Consider the following 26293-nt stretch of genomic DNA (forward strand, 5'->3'; position numbering starts at 1 on the left):
GTGAGGTTAGTTAATGCGTACTAACCGAATTTCGGTGCGTTGATTGCGAGCATCACTAGGTGGAATGCCCGGTAACGGTGCACTGAACCCCTTCCCTTCCGCTTGAATCGCTTGCTTTATCCCCAATCGTTTCAGATATTGAACGACTACTTGAGCCCGTTGTTGGCTTAGGGATTGATTTAAACTAGCAGACCCAGTTTTAGAGGTATGGCCAATCACTCGCACGGCAACTGTATCCGGGTTAAACTCCGCAATTTCCTTAGATAGCTTATCCAAGGTTTGACGCCCCGAGGAAGTTAAATTGGCGGCTCCTACCGCAAACTTCACTTCCCCTCGCACTTTGAGGTTGCCAATACTGGGGGCAGACTTGATATCAGCTGTCGGTTTAGATGCTGTCTGGGTGGAGGGCGACTTTCCTTCCAGTTTTTTAGCGAGTTCAGGATTATCAGCTCGAACAATATCGATTAATTTTTTGGTGTTATCCGCCGCCTGGCTCACAAACTGAGGGTCATAGAGCTGTGAGGGATTCTCCGGCACCTGAGTTAACGTGCCCGACAGGACCAAAACAGCGGCTGTTGCCGTAATCCGCTGGTTGAGTGCGTCTTGCTGCATCCAGTCTTGGGCTTCTAAGGCTGTAAAAAAGTTAATCCCGTTCAGGACCGTATCTGCATCGGGAGCAGATAAATCACCATCAGTCGCAATTTGGTCTTGAAGTTGAGACCGATTGCTAATGCCGGACTCAATGCGTCGATAGTAGGCGGCTAGAAAGGCCGAAATTTGTTCTGGCTGAGACTGAATTACCTTGTCTGAGGCCACCAAGACATCCACGATGGTATTGGGGGCATCTTTGCTAGAAAGAACGACGGTATGGCCTTGCTTGCGCGCTTGGGAAACAAAGGGTTCCCACAAAACTGCGATCGCAACATTTTCCTTCGTATCTTGCATCAGCTTCCAGGACTGGGAAGCGTCCTCCACCTTGATTACCCGGAAATCTGAGAGGTTAAAGGCATCAAACTTGGTATCGAGGACCAGGGCTAAATATTCACTAGGCGTATCGCCAGCATAAACAATGGAATATTGTTTCGATTTCCCTTGCTTAACCAGTTGACTGAGATTAATTAAGGATTTGAGCTGAGGAAACTGACGCGTATTCAATACCACTGCATCAGCCCCCACCGTTCGGTCGATCAGGCCAACAATTTTTCCTTTAGGCTTTTGCTTCAGAAACTGATCGAGGGTCGTAACGATAAAATCTGCTTTACCTTGCCCTAATGCCTGAGCCCGTTGGGACTGATCAAACTCATCCGCATAGTCAAGGCGGATTCCTGGTTCTCCCAACGCCTCTTGAAAGGCGTCATTACGAAAGGTACTGTAGCCGCTAAACGTATCCCCTAAGACCTTGAAGGTTCCTTTCGATCGTCTAGAACCACTATTGTCTCCTGATTGCCCTAGTAGGCTCGGCAACAGGTCCGGGGCTGTATTTTGCAACAGCAAAAGCCCACCTGCACTCAGTCCTAAAGTTAAACCCAAAGACGCAAGGAGGGCGATATTTTTATTTTGAGGCATTGACTCACTCTAGACGTGCCACAACTAGCCATCCTAGCAAGCGTGCCCCAAAAGGCATCTTATTTAACTAAAAACATGCCTGAATGGGGAATTAATCCTCATGCTCTTCAAAGGGATCTGCCAATTGTTTGGAGGGAGGACCGAAAGCTGTATATAGGGAAACCGCAGTAAAGGCAATGGTTACAGCCAAGATGGTTATGATAAGAACTGTTGCAGGGTCAGAAAATTGCATTTTTTTATGAGTATCTTTCCTCTATAATATTACGATAAGTTAAAAAATAGTGTTGTTTGTTGTGAGCCGATAAGCTATGCCAAAACAGACCTGGTGGGGAGATGTTCTCAAAGGTAACAATAATTCCGAAGCCGGCAAATTCGTGCCTGGTTGGGGGACGACTCCAGTAATGGCTGGTTTTGTAGTCATGATTACGTTGTTGTTGCTTATTATGCTTCAAGTTTATAACCACACTATCGTCCTTGATGGTGTTGATGCAGGCTGGACCAGCCTCGGTGGTTTCGGCCAATAAGAACATCTTTTAGCATGACGTTTTTCCTGTAGGTGATACCAATTTCTCTTGAAGTTGATATCCCATCTGCCCCGGTCTTCCGGGGCTTTTTATTGTCGTGAGGTTAGATTTAGGGGAGACTCTAGAGATCCATTACAATCGAAGACTAGACCCGCTGCGATCGGAATCTTGAGGAGGACCCCATGAACGTATTTGGTATTGGCTTGCCAGAGATGGCCTTGATTATGGTCATTGCTTTGTTGGTATTTGGTCCGAAAAAACTCCCAGAAATTGGTCGGAGTATGGGCAAGGCCCTCAAAAGTTTCCAAGAAGCCTCGAAAGAATTTGAAAACGAATTTAAAAAAGAGGCGGATCGGATTAATGAGACTCTAAATGAAACGCCCATGGAAGCAACCTTAGAGACCCCCAAGCCTCAAGAACAGCCTCAGCTGGAAGGCCAAGAGATGGCTGAAGCCCCAACCGACGACGTAATGGCTGAATCTCCTGAAGTAACGAACTCCTAAATGACCGCTCCACTGATTATTCCTGAACTGATTGTCGGTTTAGGAAACCCTGGTTCCAAATATGATCGCACTCGCCATAATATTGGTTTTGCATTTATCGATCGATTGGCTCAGCACTGGCAAATTTCCTTAACTTCAGAACGGCGATTCCAAGGTGAATACGGGGAAGGCTTGGGTGGCCAGGGTCGCCGGGTGCGCTTGCTTAAACCCCATACTTATATGAATAACTCTGGCCAATCCATTCGCGCGGTGATTGATTGGTTCAAGCTAGAGCCCACCTCTGTTTTAGTCATCTATGATGAAATGGCTTTGCCCGTTGGTAAGTTGCGACTGCGGCTGAAGGGATCTGCCGGGGGACACAATGGGATGCGCTCCATCATTTCCCATTTGGGTACACCTGAAGTACCCAGGCTACGAATTGGTATTGGCAGTCCACCCCCAGAAAGAGGCAAAGATACCATCTCTTTTGTGTTAGGACGTTTTGCCCCGTTAGAGAACCAACTGCTTCCGGCGGTTCTTGATCTCGGTGTAGATGCGGTGGAGATGGCACTCAAGAAAGGGATTGAGCAATCCATGACTCTTTTCAATGGGCGCACAGTTTCCATATCTAGTTCTGAATAAACTCAATAATCCTGAGGCGAGATTATATAAGTTGAGCCTATCGATAGGAAATTCTAATCTATTTCTAGATGACAATGACCTATGAGTCTTTCTCCGTAAGGAGTTTAAGGGTTCTTCCGCCGTTTTTTGCTCTTTTTTCTAAGAACCAATGATGACTTTTTTTAGGCGCTATAACCCTCTTTCTGTATTGCTTTTAAGGTATTTGTCTTTACTGTGCTTGCCAAAATCATAATGTATCTATTTGACATTAGATAAGTAAATCATGGTCTAAATGCGTTCATTCATTACAAATCCCATTGGCCCAAACCCTATTTCAGCTTTATAAACCTTAATTTTTTGCGTAGTATCAGAGAAGAAGGTTCAACCTTGAGTTTTCCTTAAGTCTTGAAAACCCATGGCTGAGCTTTTTGAACTGCCGTTTCCACGAATTTTATTGAGGAGTACATCATGGCTACATATAAGGTCACACTGAAAAGTGCATCTGAAGGGCTAGACACTACTATCGAATGCCCTGATGACGAATATATTTTGGACGTAGCTGAAGAGCAAGGTATTGACCTTCCTTTCTCCTGCCGTGCTGGCGCTTGCTCCACCTGTGCTGGAAAAATCACTGCTGGTACTGTTGATCAGTCTGATCAGTCCTTCTTGGATGATGATCAAATCGAAGCTGGTTTTGTGCTAACTTGCGTCGCTTACGCAACTTCTGATTGCACCATCGAAACTCATAAAGAAGAAGATCTCTACTAAATCCAACGCCACAGGTTGTGGCTTGTGGCTAATGGTTTGGGGCGTTGTTGAGCGCCCCAATTTTTTTTGTCGATAACGTTAAAGTAGAAGACATCGCGGTTAGTTGTTCCTAGCCCTATAAAAGGCTGATGTAATGAATGCAGTTGATTATCTTCGAATTAGCTTGATTGATCGCTGCAATTTTCGCTGTCAATATTGCATGCCCGACACCCAGGACTTGCAATTTTTGCAGCCCACAGCCGTTCTGACAGCGACAGAACTATTGACTTTAATTCGGGACGTTTTTATCCCGTTGGGATTTGCTCGCTTCCGCCTTACAGGTGGGGAACCGCTACTGAGGCCCGATATTTTAGATATTGTGCGCGGAGTTATCGCATTGCCTCAGGTTAAAGATTTGGCGATGACGACAAATGCGTTTTTACTTGAGCCTCTAGCTCAGGATTTATTTGAGGCTGGATTGCGTCGCATCAATATCAGCCTAGATTCCCTCGTGCCAGAGACCTTTGCCACTATCGTGGGTAGAGATTCACAGAGACACAAACGCTGGAATAAGGTCTGGGCAGGCATCCAAAAAGCTTATCAAGTCGGGTTTAACCCTCTCAAACTCAATGTGGTGATTATTCCTGGAGTAAATGATCATGAGGTGTTAGATCTGGCAGCGTTGACCATTGACCGCCAATGGCATGTGCGGTTTATTGAGTTTATGCCGATTGGGAACGCGGATTTATTTTGCGATCGCGGCTGGATACCCTCAGAAGAACTCCGAACCCAAATTCGAGATCGATGGGGCCTCACAGACGGACAAGTCCAGGGCAATGGCCCAGCCGATGTGTTCCAAATCCCAGGAGCCCAGGGCACATTAGGGTTTATCAGTCAGATGTCGGAATGCTTTTGCGATCGCTGTAATCGCATGCGATTATCGGCGGATGGGTGGCTGCGGCCTTGTTTACTGAATGAAACGGGACAGTTAGATTTAAAGACGGCCTTGAGGGATGGCGTGTCTACAGACGAATTAAGAGATCGCGTCCGGCAGTTATTGGAACTCAAGCCAGAGATAAATTACAAGGAGCGACAATCTGGCACGGTGGGAGCAAACTATAGCCGCACCATGTCTCAAATTGGCGGATAACTCAAATGTACGCGCAACATACACTAGAAGAGGCGTACGTTGATGCAACGTATGTTTGTTGCCGACTACGGGTAAAGGTAAAGTGTGAATTGTGCCAAATAATGCGAGCAAGTTTGTGCAACCTCTTATACGTTTATGAACGACTGCATACTCGAAATATGGCAATATACGGCAACTTCCAATGGCTCAGCACTGGTTATTCCTGATGGTTGCAGAGATATTATTCGATCCACCTCGTTTGGCAAACGACCTTATTGGCGAATCACAACATTAGATACTCAGACTCGTAATGTGTATATCCACAAAGGGGTTAGCCTGATGGGCATTAGGCTAAGACCTGGCACTCAGATCAATGAACAGAAGTTATTAGGTAACCTGTCTACTGGCAGCAATAAGCTGGACCTCAAGGATCGGATCAATAGTTTCTGTTTTCTAAATCAGGCAGTGGCTGAATCTCTTGAATGCTTGAGAAGCCAACCCAGAACAGTATCCACAGCAGCTAAATGGCTGGGAATAACCCCAAGAACTTTACAACGGTTGATCACAAGTCAGACAGGACAACCACCACGTTTTTGGCTACAGCTAGCACGGGTTCGGCAAGCAGCTTTAGCCTTAAAAACCTCCACTCCTCTCAAAGATATTGCCCATATTCATGGATATTCAGATCAGTCCCATATGAGCCGAGAAATCAAACACTGGTTTGGCGTATCGCCTTCGAATCTGACACCTGAGCAATATGACCGCCTTATGGACTCAGGTTACAGCTAGCTGGCAACTGGCGAACAGATCTCAATCAGAAAACCATTGGGATCGATGACATAAGCGGTGGTTTGCCCCCAAGATTCCTCTCGAATATCCTGCTGTAAAACTGCACCTGCTTCTAAAGCTCTTGTTAAATCAGAGCGAACGTCATTTGACTCAAAAGCCATTTCAAACACAGGTGCATGGGCTTGGGCCTGAGCTGGAGACTTCCCTAAGTCTTTCATCAAGCTGAATGCTGAAAACGAAAGCGTTGTACTCCCGGTACTCAGCTCACCATAATCGCCGCTTTCGTGAAGAAACTGCTGATTAAACCCAAACGCCCGCTTAAAAAAGTCTAGGGTTGACGTTACATCTTTCACATAGAGAATCGTGTATTTGAACTTCATTAGATTCTAATTGTAAGAAGGTCGAACTTTTTGAGGATAAGGCGGTATGGCTCAGATGGTCTTGAAAATATGCGACATTTTTTTGCAGACTTTGACTCCTGAAGGGTTCTTAAGATGGCTAGTCGATGATATGAATCAACTTGCTGCTTCAAACGGGTTTTAATTCCGCAATAACAGGCCGATGATCAGAACCATTGGCACGGCCTGCCCAAGCATCCATACAGACAAACCCACGGTTCGTAATATGATCGATAGGAATCTTGGCAAACCAATGGGGTAAAGAAGACTCATAACTCCAGGTAGCCCAGATGCCTTGTCCTCGGGTTGCACTCCATAAATTTGCCTCCTGTAAGAACTGATCGAAATAAGGTGACCAGGGAGAGGTATTGAAATCCCCCAGAACGATGACACGATTGGGAACCTGCTGAATAAAGGGGGCTAGGCGTTCAAACTGTTGGTTGCGAACGGCAAATGAGGATCGGGTTAGCGGAATGGGGGGATGAATCCCCACGACCGTCAGCACCTCCTGGGGTGTTTGAATTTGAGTAACTAAGCTAAACGTAAGACCATGCTCCGTCACATTGGGATATTCCGGAGTCGCTGAGAGGATAGGGTAGCGACTAAAAAATGCATTAGACCCCCGATTAGAGCGTTGACTATAGGGATAATCCAAGCGGTTTTCCAAATCACGCATGGCCGACTTCGTAATCTCTGTGAGAAACAGAATATCGGGATCTTCCTGCTGAATAGACTGTTGAATGGCACCATAATCTTGATTTTGGGTCCAGATGTTGTAAGACATCACCCGCAATCCTGATGGTTGCGCCCCTAGGGAGGGTAGTCCTAGCCATTGAATCCAAGGAGCAAGACTAATAGCCAGTAGAAGTGATGCCAATCCTAGCCCTAGTCGCTGCCTGCGCAGGTCTAGGTGAAACAATCTAAATCCAAGACCTAAACAAGGAATCACACAAACATAAGGCCAAAACTCCATTCCTAAGGTTAACGGGAATGAACGATTGACCCAGGGGCATAGATAGAAAATATATAAGCAGAGGCTCAGGAGTAAGGCGGTATGGGAAATGCCCTGTTTCAGAGTCATGCCAACGGTTTAGAGGCTGGGTATCGACAAGGATTGGTTCGATTATACTGGGGCAATTTCGAAAGCAATGTAACCTGAGCCTGCCCTTTAACCCTAGCCTGGATTATTCATGACTATTTAGGCAATTCCTCGAACACGTTTCTAATGGATTAAACGCAGCACCTGCCTGAAATACAGCTTGTTTCTAGAAGTGTCCCTGTAATCAGTGTTTGAAGCCCTCATGAATCATTCGGACTAGCGGGTGTGCTGACCCTCATAAAAAAACAGTCCCCCTAGCAATAGGAGGACTGCGAACCAAATGATTCTTGAAAGACCTTAGCTCATTAGATCCTTGGCTTTGGCGAGAACGTTCTCAACGGTAAAGCCAAACTGTTCTAGGCAAGTGTTTCCAGGTGCAGAGGCACCAAAGCGATTGATGCTGATAGATTGACCTTCAAAACCAATATACCGATGCCAACCGAAATCGGCTGCAGCCTCTACGGCTAAACGCTTAGTAATAGCCTTGGGTAAAACAGACTCTTTGTACTCCGGCGTTTGAGCTTCAAACAATTCCCAGGAGGGCATGGAGACTACGCGAACCTTCTTGCCTTCAGACCGTAACTGCTCAGCAGCTTGTTCACAAAGGTGTACTTCACTGCCTGTCGCAATCATGATCATGTCGGGTGTGCCATCGCTGTCGGACATAATGTAAGCGCCCTTGGCCACGGCATCAATGGAGCTACCGGCTAAGTTAGGGAGGGCCTGACGCGTAAAGGCGATCAGTGTGGGATATTTACGACTTGCGATCGCAACTTTATACGCCCCAGAAACCTCGTTTCCGTCTGCAGGTCGAATCACCGTTAGGTTGGGAATGGCTCGCAAGGAAGCAATTGTTTCCACGGGTTGGTGAGTTGGACCATCTTCACCCAAACCAATAGAGTCATGGGTCATGACGTAAATAACACCCGCTTCAGCTAGGGCAGATAGACGGATGGCTGCTCTCATATAATCTGCGAACACCAAGAAAGTGGCGCAGTAGGGAATTAAACCGGAATTATGCAGGGCAATACCGTTACAGATAGCCCCCATGCCATGCTCACGAACCCCAAACCGAAGGTTGCGGTTATTGTAATCTCCCTTTTGGAAATTCCCTGAGCCTTTAATTTCCGTCAGGTTGGAGTGGGTCAGGTCAGCGGATCCACCAATCATCTCAGGAATGGCACCTGCCAAGGCATTGATGGTGATTTCGGAGTGCTTCCGAGTGGCTAGACCTTTATCTGCAGGGGTGTATCTGGGAAGAGCCTTATCCCAATCTGCGGGGAGTTCTCCTTTCAACATCCGCTCAAATTCAGCTGCTTCAGCAGGGTATTGAGACCGATAGGAGGCCAGAACTGCATCCCACTCGGATTCAGCCGTAGCACCCCGATCCACTGCTTGCCGGAAGTGGGATAGAACATCGTCGGGAATATCAAAGGGTTCATGGCTCCAGCCCAGATTTTCTCGGGTGGCTTTAATCTCTGCATCTCCAAGGGCAGCGCCATGAACACCAGCGGTATCGGCCTTATTCGGAGACCCGTAGCCAATGGTAGTAGTGACCTTAATCAAGGAAGGCTTATCGGTTACAACTTTCGCGGCTTCAATCGCTTTCTGGATCCCGTCAAGATCGGTGTTGCCATTCTCAACATGCTGGACATGCCAACCATAGGCTTCAAACCGCTTGCCCACATCTTCTGTGAAGGAAATATCTGTAGAACCATCAATGGAAATATGGTTGTCATCGTAAAGGGCAATCAATTTACCCAAGCCCAAGTGCCCTGCCAAGGAGCAGGCTTCGCCGGACACCCCTTCCATATTGCAACCATCACCCAAGATGACATAGGAGTAATGGTCTACAAGGGTATGCTCTGGCTTGTTGAACTTGGCTGCCAAATGGGCTTCGGCCATGGCCAAACCGACGGCATTACAAATGCCTTGGCCCAAAGGCCCAGTCGTGACTTCAACCCCAGGCGTTTCAAAGTTCTCAGGGTGTCCCGGAGTTTTTGAGCCCCACTGACGGAAATTCTTAATTTCTTCAAGGGAAACGCTGTTAAACCCAGTCAGATGGAGAAGGGCATATTGCAGCATGCAGCCATGCCCTGCAGACAGCACAAATCGATCGCGGTTAAACCAATAGGGATTTTTAGGGTTAAACCGCATGATGCGGTCCCAAAGGACATAGGCCATTGGGGCAGCACCCATGGGTAAACCTGGGTGTCCCGATTTGGCTTTTTCGACGGCATCAATAGCCAGAAAACGAATGGCATTAATACAAAGTTCGTCTAGGGATTGGGTCGCAACAACCATAAGCTTGAATTTTTAGTATTTACTGAACTGCAAGAAGGGATAAGCGGCAAGAAAAAGCGTTGTCTTTATTCTCTATGGGCGTCAAAAAGAGGCTTGGTACAGACAAGCCTCAAATACAGATGCCATCTCGGCAAGGGAATCCAACATTAATCGACATACTTTCGGAAGGCAAGGGTGACATTGTGACCGCCAAAACCAAAGGAATTGGAAAGAGCAACATCCACCGTTAATTCACGGCTGGTATGGGGGATATAGTCTAGATCGCACCCTTCATCAGGATTGTCCAGGTTAATGGTCGGTGGGACTTGATCATTGGCAATGGCCATGGCAGTCGCCACTGCTTCAATTCCGCCAGACCCGCCGAGTAGATGACCCGTCATCGATTTGGTGGAACTAATGGCTACCCGATAAGCATTATCACCTATCGCATGCTTAATTGCAGCCGTTTCCGTTGTATCGTTGGCGTTCGTGCTGGTGCCGTGGGCGTTGATATAGCTGATTTGATCTGGGGTGAGGTTCGCGTCTTTGAGGCATAGCTCAATGGCTCGCGCAGCACCCACGCCGCCCGGAGAGGGGGAGGTCATATGGTGAGCGTCGCAGGTGACCCCATAGCCAATCAGTTCAGCGTAGATTTTGGCCCCTCGGGCTAGGGCATGCTCTAATTCTTCAATGATGAGAATGCCAACGCCTTCTCCCAAGACAAAACCATCCCGATCTTTATCAAAAGGTCGGCTGGCTTTCGTGGGCTCATCATTGCGGGTAGAAAGGGCCCGACAGGCCGCGAATCCAGCCATGGACAAGGGTGTTACGGCCGCTTCGGTGCCGCCGCAAATCATCGCTTTGGTATAGCCACGTTGGACAAATCGAAACGCATCGCCAATGGCGTTAGACCCAGCAGCACAGGCCGTCACGGAACAGGAGTTCGGCCCCTTAGCGCCGACATGAATGGCCGTCAATCCCGCCGCCATGTTGGCAATCATCATCGGAATCATAAAGGGACTACAGCGATCTGGCCCTTTGGTCAGGTAGATTTCCTGCTGATCTTCTAAAACTTTTAGGCCCCCAATGCCGGTACCGATAATAATGCCGATATCGTTGGCGTTGGAATCGTCAATGGTGAAGTTAGCATCCGCTAGGGCTTGTTTGCTGGCAGATACGGCAAATTGGGCAAAGCGGTCCATGCGTTTGGCGTCTTTGCGATCCATATAGTCTTGGGGATCGAAGCCTTTGACTTCTCCAGCAATGCGGCAGGCATGTTTCGCTGCATCAAATCGGGTGACGGGGCCAATTCCACTGCGACCTGCAAGCAACCCATCCCAGTATTCAGAGAGGGTATTCCCCAATGGAGTGATGGCCCCCAGCCCTGTAATTACAACGCGCTTAGGCTCTAGGTTAGTCATGATGGTCACATGTGATCAGCATAGGATGAAATATTGAGGGGTTGGCAATCATGCTGCATGCTCTCTAGCACGCAGCATGATTGCTAAGCCTTTACTTTGCCGGCGATAAAGTCAACGGCAGCTTGAACCGTAAGAATTTCTTCGGCTGCTTCGTCTGGAATTTCGATGTCAAACTCTTCTTCTAGAGCCATGACCATTTCCACAACATCCAGGGAGTCAGCATCTAGATCGTTCTGGAAGCTCGCTTCTGGCGTTACTTTGTCTGCATCAACACTTAATTGCTCAGCAACAATATCTTTTACTTTGCCAAAAATTTCCGACTCACTCATGGGTTCTCTTTTCTCTAAAACTACGGACTCTAGCAGAAGGGTGAATGCGGCTTCATATGAGGCCAAATGCTTTACTTCCTTCCCTGAGCATATTTCAATGTCCTTGCTCAAAGATCAAGGCCAGAGAATGTCTGATCCAGTCTTTCAGGGTTTCAGCCATTCCTTCCATAGTAATCTGAAACCGCCCTTCTGAAAGCATCGATCTTGTTTTCTTGCTAGACCATAAATTAAGTCTTAGCCAAGGCATGTTATGGAATTTGGGCAAAGCGGTCGGTTGCTTCTATCAAAGCATTGCGAATGCCAGGTTCTGTAATGGAATGGCCGGCATCAGGGATGATTTGTAATTCGGATTGGGGTAGTTGTTGGTGGAGTTCCCAGGCGGAGATAACGGGACACACCACATCGTATCGGCCTTGGACAATGACAATGGGGAGATGCTGGATGTGATCGCACCCCCGTAACAGCTGATCCTCAGTATCTAAAAAGCCCTTGTTGACAAAATAGTGACATTCAATGCGTGCAAATGCCGTGGCAAAGGTGTCTTCACCACATTTTTCTTGTAATTCAAGATCGGGGATTAGTTTGCTGGTTGTCGCTTCCCAAACAGACCAGGCTTTGGCGGCTTCTAATTGAATCGCTGGATCATTGCTGGTGAGGCGGCGATAATAAGCGTTGATTAAATCATGGCGCTCTTCTGGAGGGATGGTCTGGAGATAAGCTTCCCAGGCATCTGGGAAAATATTGCTGGTCCCTTCTTGGTAAAACCACTGCAGCTCTTGATTGCGCAACATAAATATGCCCCGCAAGATTAATCCCTTGCAGGCTTCAGGATGGGTTTGGCTATAGGCCAGCGCCAAAGTACTACCCCAACTCCCACCAAAGACCACCCATTGATCGATACTTAAATGCTGACGCAGGGCTTCAATATCCCTAACTAAATTCCAGGTGGTGTTTTCTCTTAACTCTGCATGGGGGGTACTTTGCCCACAACCCCGCTGATCGAACAGCACCAATCGCCATTGCTGCGGATCAAAATATTGCCGATAGACCGGATCGATGCCGCCCCCTGGCCCGCCATGCAGAAATACAGCCGGTTTCCCCTGGGGATTTCCCACTTCTTCGTAATAAAGGGTATGCAGCTCAGAAACCTGAAGTTTTCCCGTTGTATAAGGAGTGATAACTGGGTAAAGGTCACGCATTTTGGAATTCAACGGCTATCTCTTGCTCTTCAAGATAAATGGTCTCACCGCTCAAGACCTCTGATTTCACCGTTTTGTAATGTTCAATCACAGGTAACCCGAATTCTCAGGCCAACATGCTAGCGTTGCTCTAGCAAAGGCTCAGTTACAGCGAGTAATTCAGATGTCGGTCCCAACACTTCAATATGCTTACTTCCCAGGATGTGTCGCTCAAGGCGCTTGCCGAGAATTGTACATGTCAACCCAGGAAATAACCCAGGCCTTAGGGATTAAACTCATTGAACTGAAGAAAGCGGCCTGTTGTGGGTCCGGCACATTCAAAGAAGATTCTCAGCTACTAGAAGATACCGTTAATGCCCGCAATATAGCCCTAGCTGAACAGCTCAATTTACCTCTACTCACCCATTGCAGTACCTGCCAAGGAGTAATTGGCCATGTTGATGAGCGACTCAAAGACGCCAAGGATAATGACCCTGACTATTTTGATCAGATCAATAACCTCTTATCTGAGCAGCATTGTTCTCCCTATCAAGGTAGTACTGAAGTCAAGCATCTTCTCTGGGCCTTGGTTGGAGACTTTGGTTTGGAAGCTCTGTCCCTTCAGGTCAAGCGTAAACTTAGCGGCTTAAAATGTGCGGCTTTTTATGGTTGCTATCTGCTCAGAGCTCAACAGAGCCTCCCCTTCGACGATCCCATTCACCCTTCTTCCATGGAAAACGTGTTTTTGGCCCTCGATGCCACCCCGATCTATTACTCAGGGCGCACCCAATGTTGTGGTTGGCCCCTCGCGAGCTATGCTACCCCTCAGTCCTTTGCCATGGCTGGTGGCAGAATTCAGGACGCCATTGCAGCCGGAGCAGATTGCTTAGTGACTCCTTGTCCCCTTTGCCATTTGAATTTGGATTCTCGTCAACCTGAAGTTGAAAAGTCCATTGATACCAAGCTAGGGCTGCCTGTTTTGCATTTACCTCAATTAGTCGGGTTAGCTTTAGGAATTGAGCCCCAGAAATTAGGGCTAGAAAAGCATGTGGTCTCTACCAAACCCATACTAGAGAAATTAGGCCTAACTTAACAGGCTCAAAATCTGTCTGCAGTTAGGTCTTAATCTCTGTTCTGACTTGCTCCCGTTCCCAATTGTGAGACACATTACAGCCTGAAGAAACCCGAAGGATTAGGTTTAGGGTTTAAGGAAACGGGAATTAGCCAGGAACCTGAGGAATTTTCCCAGCATCTTCATGATCTAACCCTTCCCTCTGTCGTTAGCTCCCATGCGCCCCCCTCTGCCAACAATGGTTTTGCTGCCCCTTGGAACACTCTTACAAAAAGGAACCTATCGCTTAGAGCAGCTGGTCCGGCATCAGGGCTTGCAGTTAACTTATGAGGGCACGCATTTACCCAGTCAGCAGACTGTTCTGATCAATACCCTTAATCCATCCCGTCAAAATCCTAAAAAAATTGTTCTACATCGCGATGCTTTTATACAAGAGGCCCAAGCCTGGCAGAACTTAAAACATCCTTCTCTAGAATCCATCCGAGACATTTTTGTAGATTCCGTTCTCCCCTTTCTAGTCAGGGAAAAGCTATCAGGACAAACTTGGGCCACAAAAGCAAAAAAACAGCCTCTACCAGAGGTGGAGGCGATTGCCCAAATTACCCAAATTGCGGATGGCTTGAATCAGGCCCATCAGCAGCAGCTTCTCCATAGGGATATTCAACCCAAAAATATCTTTATCCACCCCCAAACAAATCATCCAGTTCTAGGAAATTGGGTTTGGCAACCCAGTGCTCTGGGGGGCTCTTCTTCCCTTCTTCATGCCTATACAGCTCCTGAAGTCGCTCAAGGTCAACAAACTGTTACAACCGATATCTACGGATTAGCGGCAACTTTATACACCTTGGTGACGGGAAAAATTCCGATAGCAGCCTCCCAGCGGCAGCATATTCGCTTGGAGATCCGTCACCCAGACTTAAGCCAGGCAACGATTGTTGCCCTACTCCGGGGAATGGCCATGCAACCTCAGCACCGTCCCCAATCTATCTCGGAGTGGTTGAAACTCCTACCCAAAGCCCCTTCTCCTCCTGTATCATTCCCAATAAAATCGGGTAACATAGGCGCAGCTTCCCTTTCCTCGACTGAGGCAGTGCCTCAACCCTCAGCAAAATCCACTACCCCAGAGAGCTCTTCTCTCCCCGATTCAGACCCTTCAGATCCAGAAATTTCTTCCCCTTCAGAGGAATTATCTTTAGCTCCCGAGGCTGAGGATCTTCCTACAGCATCAACAGTCCCTCGCCAGGAGCCCAGTCAGACTGTGTCAACCACTCGCCTTCAACCCTATTCCGTGCCTCCTAGATTTCCCTACCGAGCACTACTCATTTGTTCCGTGCTCTCAGGGGTTGTAGGAATTGCCTTTGGTCTGTTGCTCCGATTTCATTATCAGAATCAGTTTACGAACCCACAAGTGCCTGCAAAGGCCCCCCCAGTTCAAAATGAAGATTTTCTACCAAAGCCAGGAACAACCAGAAGACAATTAGAAACGCTGCCGACTCCGGCGGAAACACCCCTTGAGTCTCCCGAAACCTCGCCTCTAGAAGAACCGACGGTTGATCCTCAGTTTGAGCAGGGTGATATTGGGCCAGATCCCACTCTTCAAGATCCCGTCCCTCTTAGCCCTGTCCCCGCCGATCCCTTAGACCCGGATCCTGTCCTACAAACGCCAATAGAATCCTATCCTGATAGCCTGGCTCCCAGCCCAGAGCCATCTCCCTTCGATCCCTTTGCTCAGCCTGATTTTTCCACACCGCCTCCCTCTGAATCTCCAGAAAGCTTCCAGTAAGCCCAGGAGCTAGCCTCAAAGTATCGTATGTCCTCTACTCTGCTGCGGTAGAGTTGTTGAGTATGTGTAACAGTGACGATACTTCTGAAAGTTCAGTGCTGGAAGGCAGTTGGGTTAGGTTAGCATGAGAAAAAACCTCTAAGTCTCCCCGCTCAAGGGCCATCTCCTGGACCTCAGGATGAAGAATAACAAAAGGGAAAGAGATTAAGGGAGAGTCTGCTGCCATATTCAAGAACGGCGCAGAATCATCATCGGTATAGAGAATAACATCAGGTTTCCAAATATCTACCAATAACTCAGCTTCATCCAAAGTTGTAGTCGATATTACTCTCCATTGATGTTTATACAGGGATTGGCTGATATTAATGGGTAATGCGTTGCCGGATTGATCTTGATTGCTGTCTAAATGGAGAACGGTTAATTTTTGCGCTGTTGGGAAGTTGGATGGTGTGAGGTTTTTCGGCTTAGGGGCCGATCCATGGGTAGGAATCTTGGATTTTAAGCACTTCTCTAACCATCGTGCTAGGCCGGGTTGCAGCTCGTCTAAGGTTAAGCAACCATCCACTCTAAAGTCAGTAATTTGTTGACAGTCTGCGGTACTTCCTATTAAAAGGATGGGGCAATCCCTCTCTCGCTGTTGGAGAATTGAAAGGATATCCCATCCTGAGCCAGTGGTGAGCAGAGTTTGTAGAATAATGGCTTGAGGTTTGAATAGGATGATTTTCTGAGCGGCTTCTAACTCTGAACGGGCCACGACGACCTTTAGAGATTGCTTCGATAAATATTGATTAACTTGTTCAATCAAACTAGGGTTTGTGGCAATCAGAAGAACCAAGCTTTGAGTAATTTTAGTTTGCCGTCTTCGCAGGGGTTCTGGAGGCACATACAGTGAGAAAGTGTTCCCCAGCGTCGGCCCAGAGATAAAGGAAATATCCCCTGACATCTGTTCGGCTATGCGTTGGGCCAGCACCAACCCTAGTCCTGTTTTACCCAGAAAATCTTGGTCAGGAATCGTCCAAGCTTGGGGGAGTTGAAAAATGAGGGGTTGTTGTCGGTGGGGAATTGAAACGCCCTGATCAGAAATGGTAAAAATAGTCCACCCTTGCCACTGCTCAACTCTCAATGCGATGGGGGACTGCCCCTGAGTTGCCCCTAAAGCATTGTGTAAAAGATGTATCAGAATTTGACGTAATTTCAGCTCATCACTGGTGATGGAGCCAAGGACGCCCTGAGGATGCCGATGAATGATGAGAGAAGCCTGATTAGCTGTGCCTTCTTCCAGTTGATAGTATCGTTTCGCTTGTGCGATCGCATCGTCACAAAGCAGATCAAGGCGAACATTTGTCTGGGTTTCAGGCTGAACTTGGCCTGGTAGTTGAGTTAAGTCCAGCAGCGTATTGAGGATCCCCATCAGATGCTGACTTTTCTGATGAATCAACTGCATATATTGCAATTGCCGCTCCGATAAATTTTGAATGCCCTGATGACTGAGAACATTGGACAAACTGAGAATTGCCGTCAAAGGAGATTTAAGTTCATGGCTAATTTCAGCCAATAGTTCCGCACTCAAGGGAGCAGGTGTGGATATTGGGTCTTGAGAATCTGATGACTCTGGTGATGCCAGTGGTGTATCGGATAACGCTAAAGTTGGCGAGACTGAACTTTTTAGATCCGAAGAAAACTTGATCGCAACGCTCAAGGGGGCATGATGGGCCAAGAACTGAACGAGCTTAGGGGTATCCAATAAACCCAAATATTTACCGGTTCCATCCTCAACAATTGCCCAAGACAAACTGAGATCTTGGGAAAAGGTTTGTAAATACTGCCAAAATTGCTTGAGAGAGCTTGTAGCTGCCACCTGCTGTAAGGGGTGATTATGCAAATCGCCCCATTCTCCAATGGGTTGCTGAGGCGAAACCGCTTCGGCGGACTGTTTTTCAGCAATAAACAAATGGATAAATTGCGATAAAGGCACAAGACTAATAGGTTGCTGCTGTGCATTAACCACCACTAATTGGGATAGATTGCCCCCATCACTAGCCTCATCCTCAGACAGAGCATCGGGAGATACAGAACCTTGCTGCTGAAGTCTATCTAATATGTCTTGAATAGAAGTTTCCGCTTGACATACTAAGGTCTGCTGCAAAAACTCACCAACAGTGGTTTGTTCGAATAACACAGTAATCGTCTTAATTCGTGATCGGCTTGGAAGTTTGGCCAATATCGATACTGATAAAGAGATATAAAGAAGGACTTTGGTTGAAGATCGCAGATTTTAGGGCAGAAGGGGATACTAAAAACGAGATATGGCGAAATTAAATAAGAATCTTGAACTACTCTGGCTGCTTGTATTATTTCATGAATTGCCAGCGTACCTTGCAGATCGGAACTGGATAAAAAAAGATGGACTTAGACCTGGCCTAAGGTGATATTTCCCAAAGAAGTGGCAATCTGATCAAGGGGACTGTTGACCGAGGAGTTTAGATCTTAGATTCTTGATGCGATCGCGATATTTTGCGGCCTCCTCAAACTCCAGATTCTTCGCAGCTTCTTTCATCTGTGCTTCCAACTGGGTGATCAACTCTGGCACGCTTTCCAAGGGCAAATCATCCGCTTGTTCATAAGCATCTTCAAGTTCCTGGGTATTGAGGCGGCGGGAGACTTCCAGAAAGGCCAAAATCGCATTGTCAGATCCTTTTTTGACCGGTTGTGGAGTGATGCCATGTTTTTTATTGTAGGCAAGCTGAATCTTACGCCGCCGTTCAGTTTCGGAAATCGCCTTCTCCATACTATCCGTTAGATTATCGGCATAGAGAATCGCTTGGCCCCGGACATGTCGTGCAGCCCGGCCAATGGTTTGAATCAATGAGCGTTCAGCTCTGAGAAACCCTTCCTTGTCTGCATCCAAGATCGCCACGAGAGAAACTTCCGGTAAGTCCAATCCCTCTCGCAATAAATTGACTCCAATGAGCACATCAAATACGCCCTCCCGTAGATCCCTTAAAATTTCAATGCGTTGAATGGCATTAATTTCTGAGTGCAAATAGCGAACGCGTACCCCCCGCTCTTCAAAGTACTCCGTCAGGTCCTCCGCCATCCGTTTAGTTAGAGTCGTAATTAACGTCCGTTCTTGTCGCCCCACCCGCTCTTGAATTTCAGCCAATAAATCGTCCACTTGGCCTGTTGTTGGACGCACAAAAATTTCTGGATCGACAACGCCAGTGGGTCGAATCACTTGTTCAACCACGCGATTCTCTGATAACTCGATTTCCCAAAGGCCGGGAGTCGCTGATACAAATACACACTGCCCCACTTTCTGCCAAAATTCCTCAGACTTGAGAGGACGATTATCTGCTGCACTGGGGAGCCGAAAACCGTGATCAATCAAAACCTTTTTACGGGCCTGATCACCGTTATACATGCCTCGAATCTGAGGTACGGTCACATGGGACTCATCCACAATTAATAACCAGTCCTTGGGGAAATAATCTACCAGGCATTCTGGCGGCTCTCCCGCCTGCCGACCCGCCAGATGGCGAGAATAATTCTCCACGCCGTTGCAATAGCCCACCTCTCGTAACATTTCCAAATCGTATCGAGTGCGCTGATTCAATCGCTGAGCTTCCAACAGTTTCCCAGCTCCTTCTAGGTGCTCAACTTGGGCTGTTCTCTCCGCGTCAATGGCTTCAACGGCCATCTCCAATCGCTCTGTAGGAGTTACGAAGTGGCGTGCAGGGTATACATTCAGTCCTTCCAAACTCTGTAATGTCTCTCCAGTAACGGGATCGACATAGCGAATGGCATCGATCTCATCCCCAAAAAACTCTACCCGAATAATCCGGTCTTCATAGGCTGGACCAATTTCCAGAACATCACCTTTGACACGAAATCGCCCTCGCCCTAAGTCCACATCATTACGGGTATATTGCACGGCTGCCAGATTTCGTAGCAACTGCCGCTGATCGACCTCGGCTCCAACCTTAAGGGGGATTGATGCCTTAAGGTACTCAGCGGGAATCCCCAAGCCGTAAATACAGCTGATCGACGCCACGACGATGACATCCTGACGTTCAAAGAGTGACCGTGTGGCCGAATGCCGCAGCATATCAATTTCTTCATTGATAGAAGCTGTTTTTTCAATAAAGGTATCCGTGACCGGAATATAGGCTTCAGGTTGGTAATAGTCGTAATAGCTGATGAAATACTCAACGGCATTGTTGGGAAAAAACGAACGAATTTCGTTGCATAGCTGTGCAGCTAGGGTTTTGTTATGGGCCAAGATTAGCGTGGGTTTACCAATCTCTTCAATCACTTTTGCCATGGTGAAGGTTTTACCCGTCCCCGTCGCACCCAGCAACGTTTGCCTAGAATGGCCAGACTGAAGGTGCGTTGTTAGTTTCTCAATAGCTTGGGGTTGATCACCTTTAGGAACAAACGGAGCATGAAGGTCAAAAGCTGTCATTGGGGCGAAGAGGTGACTGCCTCTTTATAATGCCGAATTTTTCGAACTACGGCAGCAGCATGACATAGAACAATACCCCCCCGTGACAACTGTCACGTTCAGTCCCATTTCCTCCGCCTAAATTATAAATAACCAAGGACTCAAATCAAAGCAGGTAAAACAGCCCCTACATAGAGGATTCACGCTTTCTGCTTGAGTCACAGAAAGGAGTAATACATCATGTCTAAGTTCAATAAGATTTCTGCAAAAGCACTGGTAATGGCATCTGTGGCCGTAGGTGTTCAAGCGGTCAGTACCTTTGGTGCATTTGCTGGCCCTGCCCTCTTTTATCGCTACGGCACGGTTCGACTCAATCAGCGGGATTGTATGCGCAGGGCTTCTGTTTCCCTAAGACGAGAAGGTCTCAATGTCCGGAGGCCAGAAGTGAATATCAACAATACCCCGTTTATCTTTGCTGACAATGAAGATTATTCTGCCATTATCGATTGTTCTCAGTTTGCCAAACGATATCGTGCCAATAAGCGTGTCACTGTGATGGTCAGCGGTTATGGAAGAGGCGCAAATACCCTTTCCAGCGCATTGATTGACAACATGTACTAACCCGAGCATTCTCAACATAAAAATTAAGGCCGGACTGGTTCTTAATAGAGCTAGTCCGGCCTTATATGGTCGAAAGGGGAAAATTCCTACTTCAGTAAATCCTCTCCCCGTCGAAATAGTTCACGGGCATAGTCAGTCCAAGTCCCTTGACCCCAATATCGGAAACAACTCGTCTCTACTAGGAGAACGTAAAGTAAAGCTTCCTGATAATCGGGCCGTTGAGTCGTACTTGGATCCGCTTGAACGAGGGGATCATATTTCTGATGAAACATAGCGCTCAACTGGTTCATGGGTTCGAGAACATTCTCATATCCCTTCACCCAGCTCAAGTCATCCGTCCAAGAGGCCCCATCCATATGGAATTGGTGATCGGTAGCTTGTAGCTCTTTAATTGCAGTTTCGACCTTCTCTGGGCTAACCGCATCGGTCCCAATCTTATTCCAGATTTTATGTTGGCCTACAGCCTGGCAAGTGGGGTAATCGTCTGGATTCACACCCGCAGCATCCAATAGCTCTAAATACTCCGTACCATGGATGCCAGCGACCCCAGCCCCTTGATCTTTCAGCTCATGCCAAACGGGTTGGTAGTCCCGGGCGAATTCATTCATCATCACGCCCCCATTCTCACCATCGGCGATTTGGGTTACGCAGGAGGGTACTGAGATGCCTCCAATCTCTTGACGTCCCCGACCTTTAGCCTCGTGGTAAGGCTGCATTTGGGCAACCAACTTCGTATCAGACCCTTGAGTTTTGATCAAAGCAGTAATGCTGATGGTCTCGCCTTTTGAATTGCGAGCCACGAGCTGATTAGGGATGTACTTATCGTCATGCCATAAGCCGGATCCGTCTAATCGCTCAACAGAATGCTCTTGCACCATCAACCAACGATAGCCACATTCCTTTAGGGCTTTAATGTATTCAAAAAGGGTATCAGGATGGTTGGGAAGATGCATCTCCGGGGGAGAGAAGCCTTTGACCCGCTTGAGAGCCTCATCTCCAAATAGGCTGGCAAAATACTGCTGCCAGGCTTGAATTTGCAATTTCAAATCGGGGATTGGTGTGGAAGGAGCTACAGCATGACTCCACATGGTTCCCAACCATTCAACATAGGGTTGATACTGCGGATTGCAAGTCAGCTTTTTCAGGTTATCCAGAACATCGTCTCGTCCCATCTGTTGGAGTCCCCACAGGAGGTTGCCGGAGTAATCCAGCATGATTCGTGGGGAACAACCCGCACTCACTAATTCAGGGATGAAATCACCCATGCGGCTGTAACACCAGGCAAACACTTCAGCGTTATGGTTATCGCCATCACCAGGGTTCTCAAACATATGCTGCAGATTGCTGATGAGCGCTCCTTGTGGGCCCGCTGGGATAGTGGGCTGATGCATATGGAGGGCACAAGCAAAACTGGAGTAGATGTTCTCTAACCGTAAATCGGTTGTGGGTAAGTAAATTGGATCAGAATGGTTGACTAGGGCTGCTAGTTCTGATTCCCGTCCCGCAAGATTGGGTAACAGAGACTGAAGATTATCTTGTTGTGAATGGGGCAATGGTGCAGTTGCAATCATAAAGGCTTAATCCTTGCAATAGTGAGGATTTGGGTCAATCTGGAAGATTTTCCTGTCAGATGATAGATCACTCTTTCAGGAAATATGTTTAAGCTCTGATAAATTCTACAAATTATTGTCAGGATTCTGAATCGAATGAATTCCTACACCAGGATCTGACTCCTCATCGATATTGGGTGATTTTGCTTCTAAGTGGAGTATAGGATTGGGAAATTGTTGCGATATATAGCATTAAGGTGATGCTAGCGTTCAAATATTTAATGGTGCTTCTTAATTACAACTATTCTCTCGATAATATGTAATTAAAATTATGAATACAACGATATTTGATATTAGAAAATAATTTCAAGCTTTATTCTTAAACTAATTTTTTGCATAAAAATTAGATTCATTGCTGATATAGCTTATGAAACCACCCATTATCTAATCCACATTCTGGTCAAAATAGCCAAAAACTTCATCCATACTAATGGTAGTAGTTCCATGGCTTAACAATAAATTTAAATTCTAAGGAGAGGGACTTCTTTTTGCCGTTGTGGGAAAGGTGGGGCTTGAGGTTTGAGCTAATAGGTTTGATAACCTGTTGGCTGTCCTGAAAATCAAATTTGATGAGGGTTTTCATGCAATCAACATTTAAATTTTTACCATTGCAATTTAGTTGGGTTGCGATCCATCCAAGGCCTGTTGGGGTTGTTCAATTTATTGGAGGCGCTTTTTTTGGCTCATTCCCCACCATCTTCTACCGATTTCTCCTACAAAAGATCTATGACCAGGGATATACGATTATTGCTTTGCCCTATCGATTTACATTTCGCCACTGGTCTGTCGCCATTGGACTAGTTCGTGAGCAAAGAGCCCTCCGTCTAGCCATTCTAGAAGAGGCAAAACGGCGGAACTATGATTATAAAATTTATGAAGAGAATCCCAAATCAGCAACTAAGAATTATTTCTGGTTAGGACATAGTTTAGGAAATAAATATATAGCTTTACTTGAATTGCTAACGGATCTAGAAACTAAGTCTGAAAAAGAGATTTTAGGAAACTGTGTTGGTCTCGATCAGTATCAGGAACTTGAAGATCGCCTAAAAGGAGTTGATTTTAAAGATATTTCTCTCTTGAATCAGCCTTCTATATTGATGGCTCCAGCTATTACAGGCATTGAAAGTGCGATACCTGTTAAAGCAGTCGCAGATTTTGTGAAACGCCTGGGGTTAGATGTTAAACCTAGTGTGGAAGAGACTCATTGCCTTATTAAGGGAAGTCAGTTATTTGGATTGATGGGTTTAATCTCATTTACGAAAGATAAAATTGCTGAAGATACTGTAGATTGGTTGAAACAGAATTTACCCCACAAGCCTGCCCAGATGGCTGAATTACCTGGCGAGCATTTGACACCGATGGGGTTTCGGCTGGGCGATTCAGTACTAGTCGAAACTGTCTTGAAATTCCTAAAAGCGCTTTAATCAGCACCTGGCGCTGTTGAAACACTATCAAAGGATAGTGCAGTGCTTAGCCTTATTGACGGCTCAAGGTAATTTCATTTTCCTTGAGCTGTTTAGGTATATTCAAACGATGACATTATTGATGCTTTTCAGGCCTATGTGTTGAGTTGTTATCAATTAGGATCAATTTAGAAATGCCTTACTCGATATCTTTTTCAGCGACAATGACGCTTAAACTTCACGATCTTACGTTCATGGCGGTAGGTAAAAATTGGGCGTCGAAAACATACCCATTTTTTATGCCAACGCCAACGAACCCGACGAAATTTTCGTCTTCTTTGCCTGTGACCATGTGCTACTAATGAACTGTTCTTCTGTTCAAGAGCTTCGGATTGTTGCCCAACCTCAGGGGTAGTAAGCATTAGCTTGAGGAATAGCGAGTGTGGTTGTAGTTACTGCTATTAGTCCTAGTATTGTAACTTTAATTGTCTTTAGAAAAGTGAATTCCTCCAACAGAAAAATCTAATGAGAACGTTGAATGATGTGCTAGGTATATATCAGATTAAGCCGCAATAAATTCTCTCTGTTTTTATTAATTTAAGAGCTAAAAAATTGCTTTTAATCTGATTATTTATCTTCTAGTAGCTTATCGGCTAAGGCCAATAATTCATCCAGCCTAGATCACATCAACAACGTGGTTTTTCTGTGTTCTAGCATGATCTTTAGCCGGGATATTGTTTGTTAGTATTATGTATCTCTAGAGTTATTTTCTATAAATGCTTAGAGATGTTGGTTGGCATTTTTTACTTGTGATGTTTATATTTTTAATTCTTCTCTTAAGGCTATTGCCTTTATTCTTTATTAAGGATTTGGATGGCCTATTGGATATATCGATGACCATTTGGACTATGAATTTATTAAAAAAGGGATGTTTTTTGAAGTTTGTTTCATTTGAATTTTATTCTTTTTTGAATTTTCTGATATAAATATTGATATTGAACAAGGGGATTGATGAGTTGATTAAAAAAGTTTTTTTAAGGTTGGTTTTTGAAGTGAGTATATGCCAAATACATTAAAATGACACTTGAGAATATTTTTAATGAATACTCATGCCAAGGTCTTTGTTTGGTATGAAAAAAATATACATCTTCTGAGCTAGACTAAAGTTCAGTCGATCTACCTTCACTTTTTACCTGGGACCTAGAACTTTGGTACTACTCCCATCCGGTTCTTTAGATCCATAACAATTTGGGAAATGCGATCCTATCGGTCATAGAGGTGCTTTTCTTATGATTAGAGTGTTGGGAGTACTAATGCACACACATCCACCCAACATCTCCAAACAAGAGGTTTTCTAGTATGAAATTTCGTGCTGTTTATTTACTGGCTGCTTTACCACTATTAATCCCCATAGGGAATGGTTTGAATATTGCGACCGAATCCTTGTTTCCTAGCTACGCAATTGCACAAGAGACAACTGAAAAACCAAATAAGGAAGAGTTCAAAAAACGTCGACGAGAGCAGTTCCGTCAGCAACTGAATCTCAGCCCAGAGCAAGCCGCAGAAATTGATCAGATTCGAGAGCAGAATAAACAGGATAAGCAAGCAAAACGAGAAGCCTTGCGAGCTGCTAGAGACAAAATGCAGACCTTGATGGGTAGTGATGCAACTGATGATGAATTGAGAGCACAACATCGAGTTTTACAAGACTTGCGCCGTGACATGGGTGAAGCCCGATTTGAAACCAAACTAAAGATTCGACAAGTTCTCACACCTGAGCAACGAACTAAAATGGCAGAGTTCAAGAAGCAAAGAAAAGGCCGTTGGGGGCGCCGCCATGGTCGTCGACATCATAGACCAGGAAGTGCTCAAGGGGAATAGTGCCACAAGCACTACCCCAATAACCATAATTCCTAACCCAAAGCAGATTTGGAATTATGGTTATTGGAAAGATAATAAATTCACTTACCCCTCAAAACCCTAGCTAGTGTGGTTTGGTGCCTCGAATATAGTATCGAATGGCTTCCCTATCTCCTAAACTATTCACTATGGAGTATCAAATTAAAAAACTAAGCAGAAATATCCTTTGTGTTGTTCCTCCTCCGAGTAAACCACTAGAACCTATCAGTGATTCGGGCTTGGACTAAGTATGATCGCTATCCGGGTAAACCACTAGAGTTTTGGGCCACCTCGCATAACAAATCCGTGATAACTCTGTTTCGCTCCCAATTACTTTGGCAGATGATAAAAGAGAACTCAGGAAAAAAGCGGGGAGATCATGTTAACCAGCCTGTTAGCCGAAGCATTAGCAGTTACCTTTGATAACTTGACCATGACAGCTACAATCCTAGATTGTGCAGAAGAAGCTGCAGAAGATTTAAGTCCAGAAGCACGGCAGAGATTAGCGCTGGTTCATACTGGCCTTGCAATGGCTATTCAAGGAATGGAATGTGATGAACTACAACAGTTAATCAAGCAATCTGAACTATTTTGCGACTATTAATAACACCTCGTGTTAGTAGGTTGAAGAATCAAATGAGTAGTAGATTCGTTGATCTTCCTCTAAATTCGCAAACTCCTCTAATAACTTGGATAAAAAATTAAGGGTGAGTTTGATCGAAGCTTGGCCAGAGCCTTAACAAGGTATTGCATCGAAGGTTCAATATAAGGCCAAGTTATTGAAGATACTCGACTTCAGCCGTTTTCACTAGTACCGAGCTGGTAAAATCAAAAAATTATTCAAAGAGCGAGAAAATTCTCCTTCACAACAGAAAATCTGTAACAATTATTAAAGTTT

23 protein-coding genes are annotated in these 26293 nt (G+C 46.0%); 12 read left to right on the plus strand and 11 right to left on the minus strand.

The window, feature by feature from the left end; all coding sequences use genetic code 11:
* Positions 1-6 precede the first annotated feature (6 nt).
* Both AM1_RS24930 and psbN read right to left on the minus strand, forming a co-directional pair.
* Positions 7-1566, minus strand: coding sequence for a phosphate ABC transporter substrate-binding/OmpA family protein (locus tag AM1_RS24930; protein WP_041660495.1), 1560 nt, complete (start codon positions 1564-1566; stop codon positions 7-9).
* 91 nt (positions 1567-1657) lie between these two features.
* The gene (gene psbN / locus AM1_RS24935) at positions 1658-1798 is read right to left on the minus strand and encodes a photosystem II reaction center protein PsbN (protein WP_010477325.1); all 141 of its coding nucleotides are present in this window, start codon (positions 1796-1798) and stop codon (positions 1658-1660) included.
* A gap of 76 nt (positions 1799-1874) precedes the next feature.
* On the opposite strand from psbN, the gene psbH reads away from it, so the two are divergent.
* From psbH to AM1_RS37775, 6 genes are all read left to right on the plus strand, one after another.
* The gene (gene psbH / locus AM1_RS24940) at positions 1875-2090 is read left to right on the plus strand and encodes a photosystem II reaction center phosphoprotein PsbH (RefSeq protein ID WP_010477322.1); all 216 of its coding nucleotides are present in this window, start codon (positions 1875-1877) and stop codon (positions 2088-2090) included.
* A gap of 182 nt (positions 2091-2272) precedes the next feature.
* Positions 2273-2593, plus strand: coding sequence for a TatA/E family twin arginine-targeting protein translocase (locus AM1_RS24945; RefSeq protein WP_010477319.1), 321 nt, complete (start codon positions 2273-2275; stop codon positions 2591-2593).
* Positions 2594-3214: an aminoacyl-tRNA hydrolase gene (gene pth / locus AM1_RS24950; protein WP_012165699.1), complete on the plus strand. Its 621-nt coding sequence runs from the start codon at positions 2594-2596 to the stop codon at positions 3212-3214. It begins immediately after the preceding gene.
* 447 nt (positions 3215-3661) lie between these two features.
* Positions 3662-3961, plus strand: a complete 300-nt coding sequence (locus tag AM1_RS24955) for a ferredoxin (protein ID WP_010477315.1) — start codon at positions 3662-3664, stop codon at positions 3959-3961.
* A 133-nt stretch (positions 3962-4094) separates the two neighbouring features.
* Positions 4095-5090 carry a GTP 3',8-cyclase MoaA gene (moaA, locus tag AM1_RS24960; RefSeq protein ID WP_012165700.1) on the plus strand — a complete coding sequence of 332 codons (996 nt, stop codon included), beginning with the start codon at positions 4095-4097 and terminating at the stop codon, positions 5088-5090.
* Between the two features lie 135 nt (positions 5091-5225).
* Positions 5226-5858 (plus strand): helix-turn-helix domain-containing protein, encoded by a 633-nt coding sequence (locus tag AM1_RS37775; protein WP_063710536.1) that lies wholly within the window; start codon positions 5226-5228, stop codon positions 5856-5858.
* Here the strand turns inward: AM1_RS37775 and AM1_RS24970 are convergent.
* The 6 genes from AM1_RS24970 to pip form a co-directional block, all read right to left on the minus strand.
* The gene (locus AM1_RS24970; protein WP_012165702.1) at positions 5855-6238 is read right to left on the minus strand and encodes a VOC family protein; all 384 of its coding nucleotides are present in this window, start codon (positions 6236-6238) and stop codon (positions 5855-5857) included. The genes AM1_RS37775 and AM1_RS24970 overlap by 4 nt on opposite strands.
* A 148-nt stretch (positions 6239-6386) precedes the next feature.
* Positions 6387-7337: an endonuclease/exonuclease/phosphatase family protein gene (locus AM1_RS24975; RefSeq protein ID WP_012165704.1), complete on the minus strand. Its 951-nt coding sequence runs from the start codon at positions 7335-7337 to the stop codon at positions 6387-6389.
* Positions 7338-7652: 315 nt separating this feature from the next.
* Complete coding sequence (gene tkt, locus AM1_RS24980; protein ID WP_012165705.1) at positions 7653-9659, minus strand: transketolase; 2007 nt, start codon at positions 9657-9659, stop codon at positions 7653-7655.
* Positions 9660-9805: 146 nt separating this feature from the next.
* Complete coding sequence (gene fabF / locus AM1_RS24985) at positions 9806-11059, minus strand: beta-ketoacyl-ACP synthase II (protein WP_012165706.1); 1254 nt, start codon at positions 11057-11059, stop codon at positions 9806-9808.
* Between the two features lie 83 nt (positions 11060-11142).
* Positions 11143-11388 carry an acyl carrier protein gene (gene acpP / locus AM1_RS24990; protein ID WP_010477306.1) on the minus strand — a complete coding sequence of 82 codons (246 nt, stop codon included), beginning with the start codon at positions 11386-11388 and terminating at the stop codon, positions 11143-11145.
* Positions 11389-11636: 248 nt separating this feature from the next.
* Positions 11637-12587, minus strand: coding sequence for a prolyl aminopeptidase (pip, locus tag AM1_RS24995; protein ID WP_012165708.1), 951 nt, complete (start codon positions 12585-12587; stop codon positions 11637-11639).
* A 163-nt stretch (positions 12588-12750) separates the two neighbouring features.
* On the opposite strand from pip, the gene AM1_RS25000 reads away from it, so the two are divergent.
* Both AM1_RS25000 and AM1_RS25005 read left to right on the plus strand, forming a co-directional pair.
* Entirely contained in the window at positions 12751-13659 is a 909-nt protein-coding gene (locus AM1_RS25000) for a CoB--CoM heterodisulfide reductase iron-sulfur subunit B family protein (RefSeq protein ID WP_012165709.1), read from the plus strand.
* A 196-nt stretch (positions 13660-13855) separates the two neighbouring features.
* The gene (locus AM1_RS25005; RefSeq protein WP_041660498.1) at positions 13856-15421 is read left to right on the plus strand and encodes a serine/threonine-protein kinase; all 1566 of its coding nucleotides are present in this window, start codon (positions 13856-13858) and stop codon (positions 15419-15421) included.
* A 34-nt stretch (positions 15422-15455) separates the two neighbouring features.
* Here AM1_RS25005 and AM1_RS25010 read toward each other — a convergent pair whose 3' ends face one another.
* Positions 15456-17600: an ATP-binding response regulator gene (locus AM1_RS25010; protein ID WP_012165711.1), complete on the minus strand. Its 2145-nt coding sequence runs from the start codon at positions 17598-17600 to the stop codon at positions 15456-15458.
* Positions 17601-17876: 276 nt separating this feature from the next.
* A complete protein-coding gene (uvrB, locus tag AM1_RS25015; RefSeq protein ID WP_012165712.1) occupies positions 17877-19883 on the minus strand; it encodes an excinuclease ABC subunit UvrB in 2007 nt (668 codons plus the stop codon).
* 219 nt (positions 19884-20102) lie between these two features.
* On the opposite strand from uvrB, the gene AM1_RS25020 reads away from it, so the two are divergent.
* Entirely contained in the window at positions 20103-20483 is a 381-nt protein-coding gene (locus tag AM1_RS25020; RefSeq protein ID WP_012165713.1) for a hypothetical protein, read from the plus strand.
* An 86-nt stretch (positions 20484-20569) separates the two neighbouring features.
* Here the strand turns inward: AM1_RS25020 and AM1_RS25025 are convergent, their stop codons facing one another.
* A complete protein-coding gene (locus AM1_RS25025; protein ID WP_012165714.1) occupies positions 20570-22054 on the minus strand; it encodes a hypothetical protein in 1485 nt (494 codons plus the stop codon).
* 620 nt (positions 22055-22674) lie between these two features.
* On the opposite strand from AM1_RS25025, the gene AM1_RS25030 reads away from it, so the two are divergent.
* The 3 genes from AM1_RS25030 (at position 22675) to AM1_RS25045 (ending at position 25999) form a co-directional block, all read left to right on the plus strand.
* A complete protein-coding gene (locus AM1_RS25030) occupies positions 22675-23517 on the plus strand; it encodes a DUF1350 family protein (protein WP_010477286.1) in 843 nt (280 codons plus the stop codon).
* A 1338-nt stretch (positions 23518-24855) separates the two neighbouring features.
* Complete coding sequence (locus AM1_RS25040) at positions 24856-25377, plus strand: Spy/CpxP family protein refolding chaperone (RefSeq protein WP_010472705.1); 522 nt, start codon at positions 24856-24858, stop codon at positions 25375-25377.
* A gap of 397 nt (positions 25378-25774) precedes the next feature.
* Positions 25775-25999 (plus strand): hypothetical protein, encoded by a 225-nt coding sequence (locus tag AM1_RS25045; protein ID WP_010472706.1) that lies wholly within the window; start codon positions 25775-25777, stop codon positions 25997-25999.
* Positions 26000-26293: the final 294 nt, after the last annotated feature.

It is taken from the genome of Acaryochloris marina MBIC11017 (assembly GCF_000018105.1).
In the GTDB taxonomy this organism is placed as follows: Bacteria; Cyanobacteriota; Cyanobacteriia; order Thermosynechococcales; family Thermosynechococcaceae; genus Acaryochloris; species Acaryochloris marina.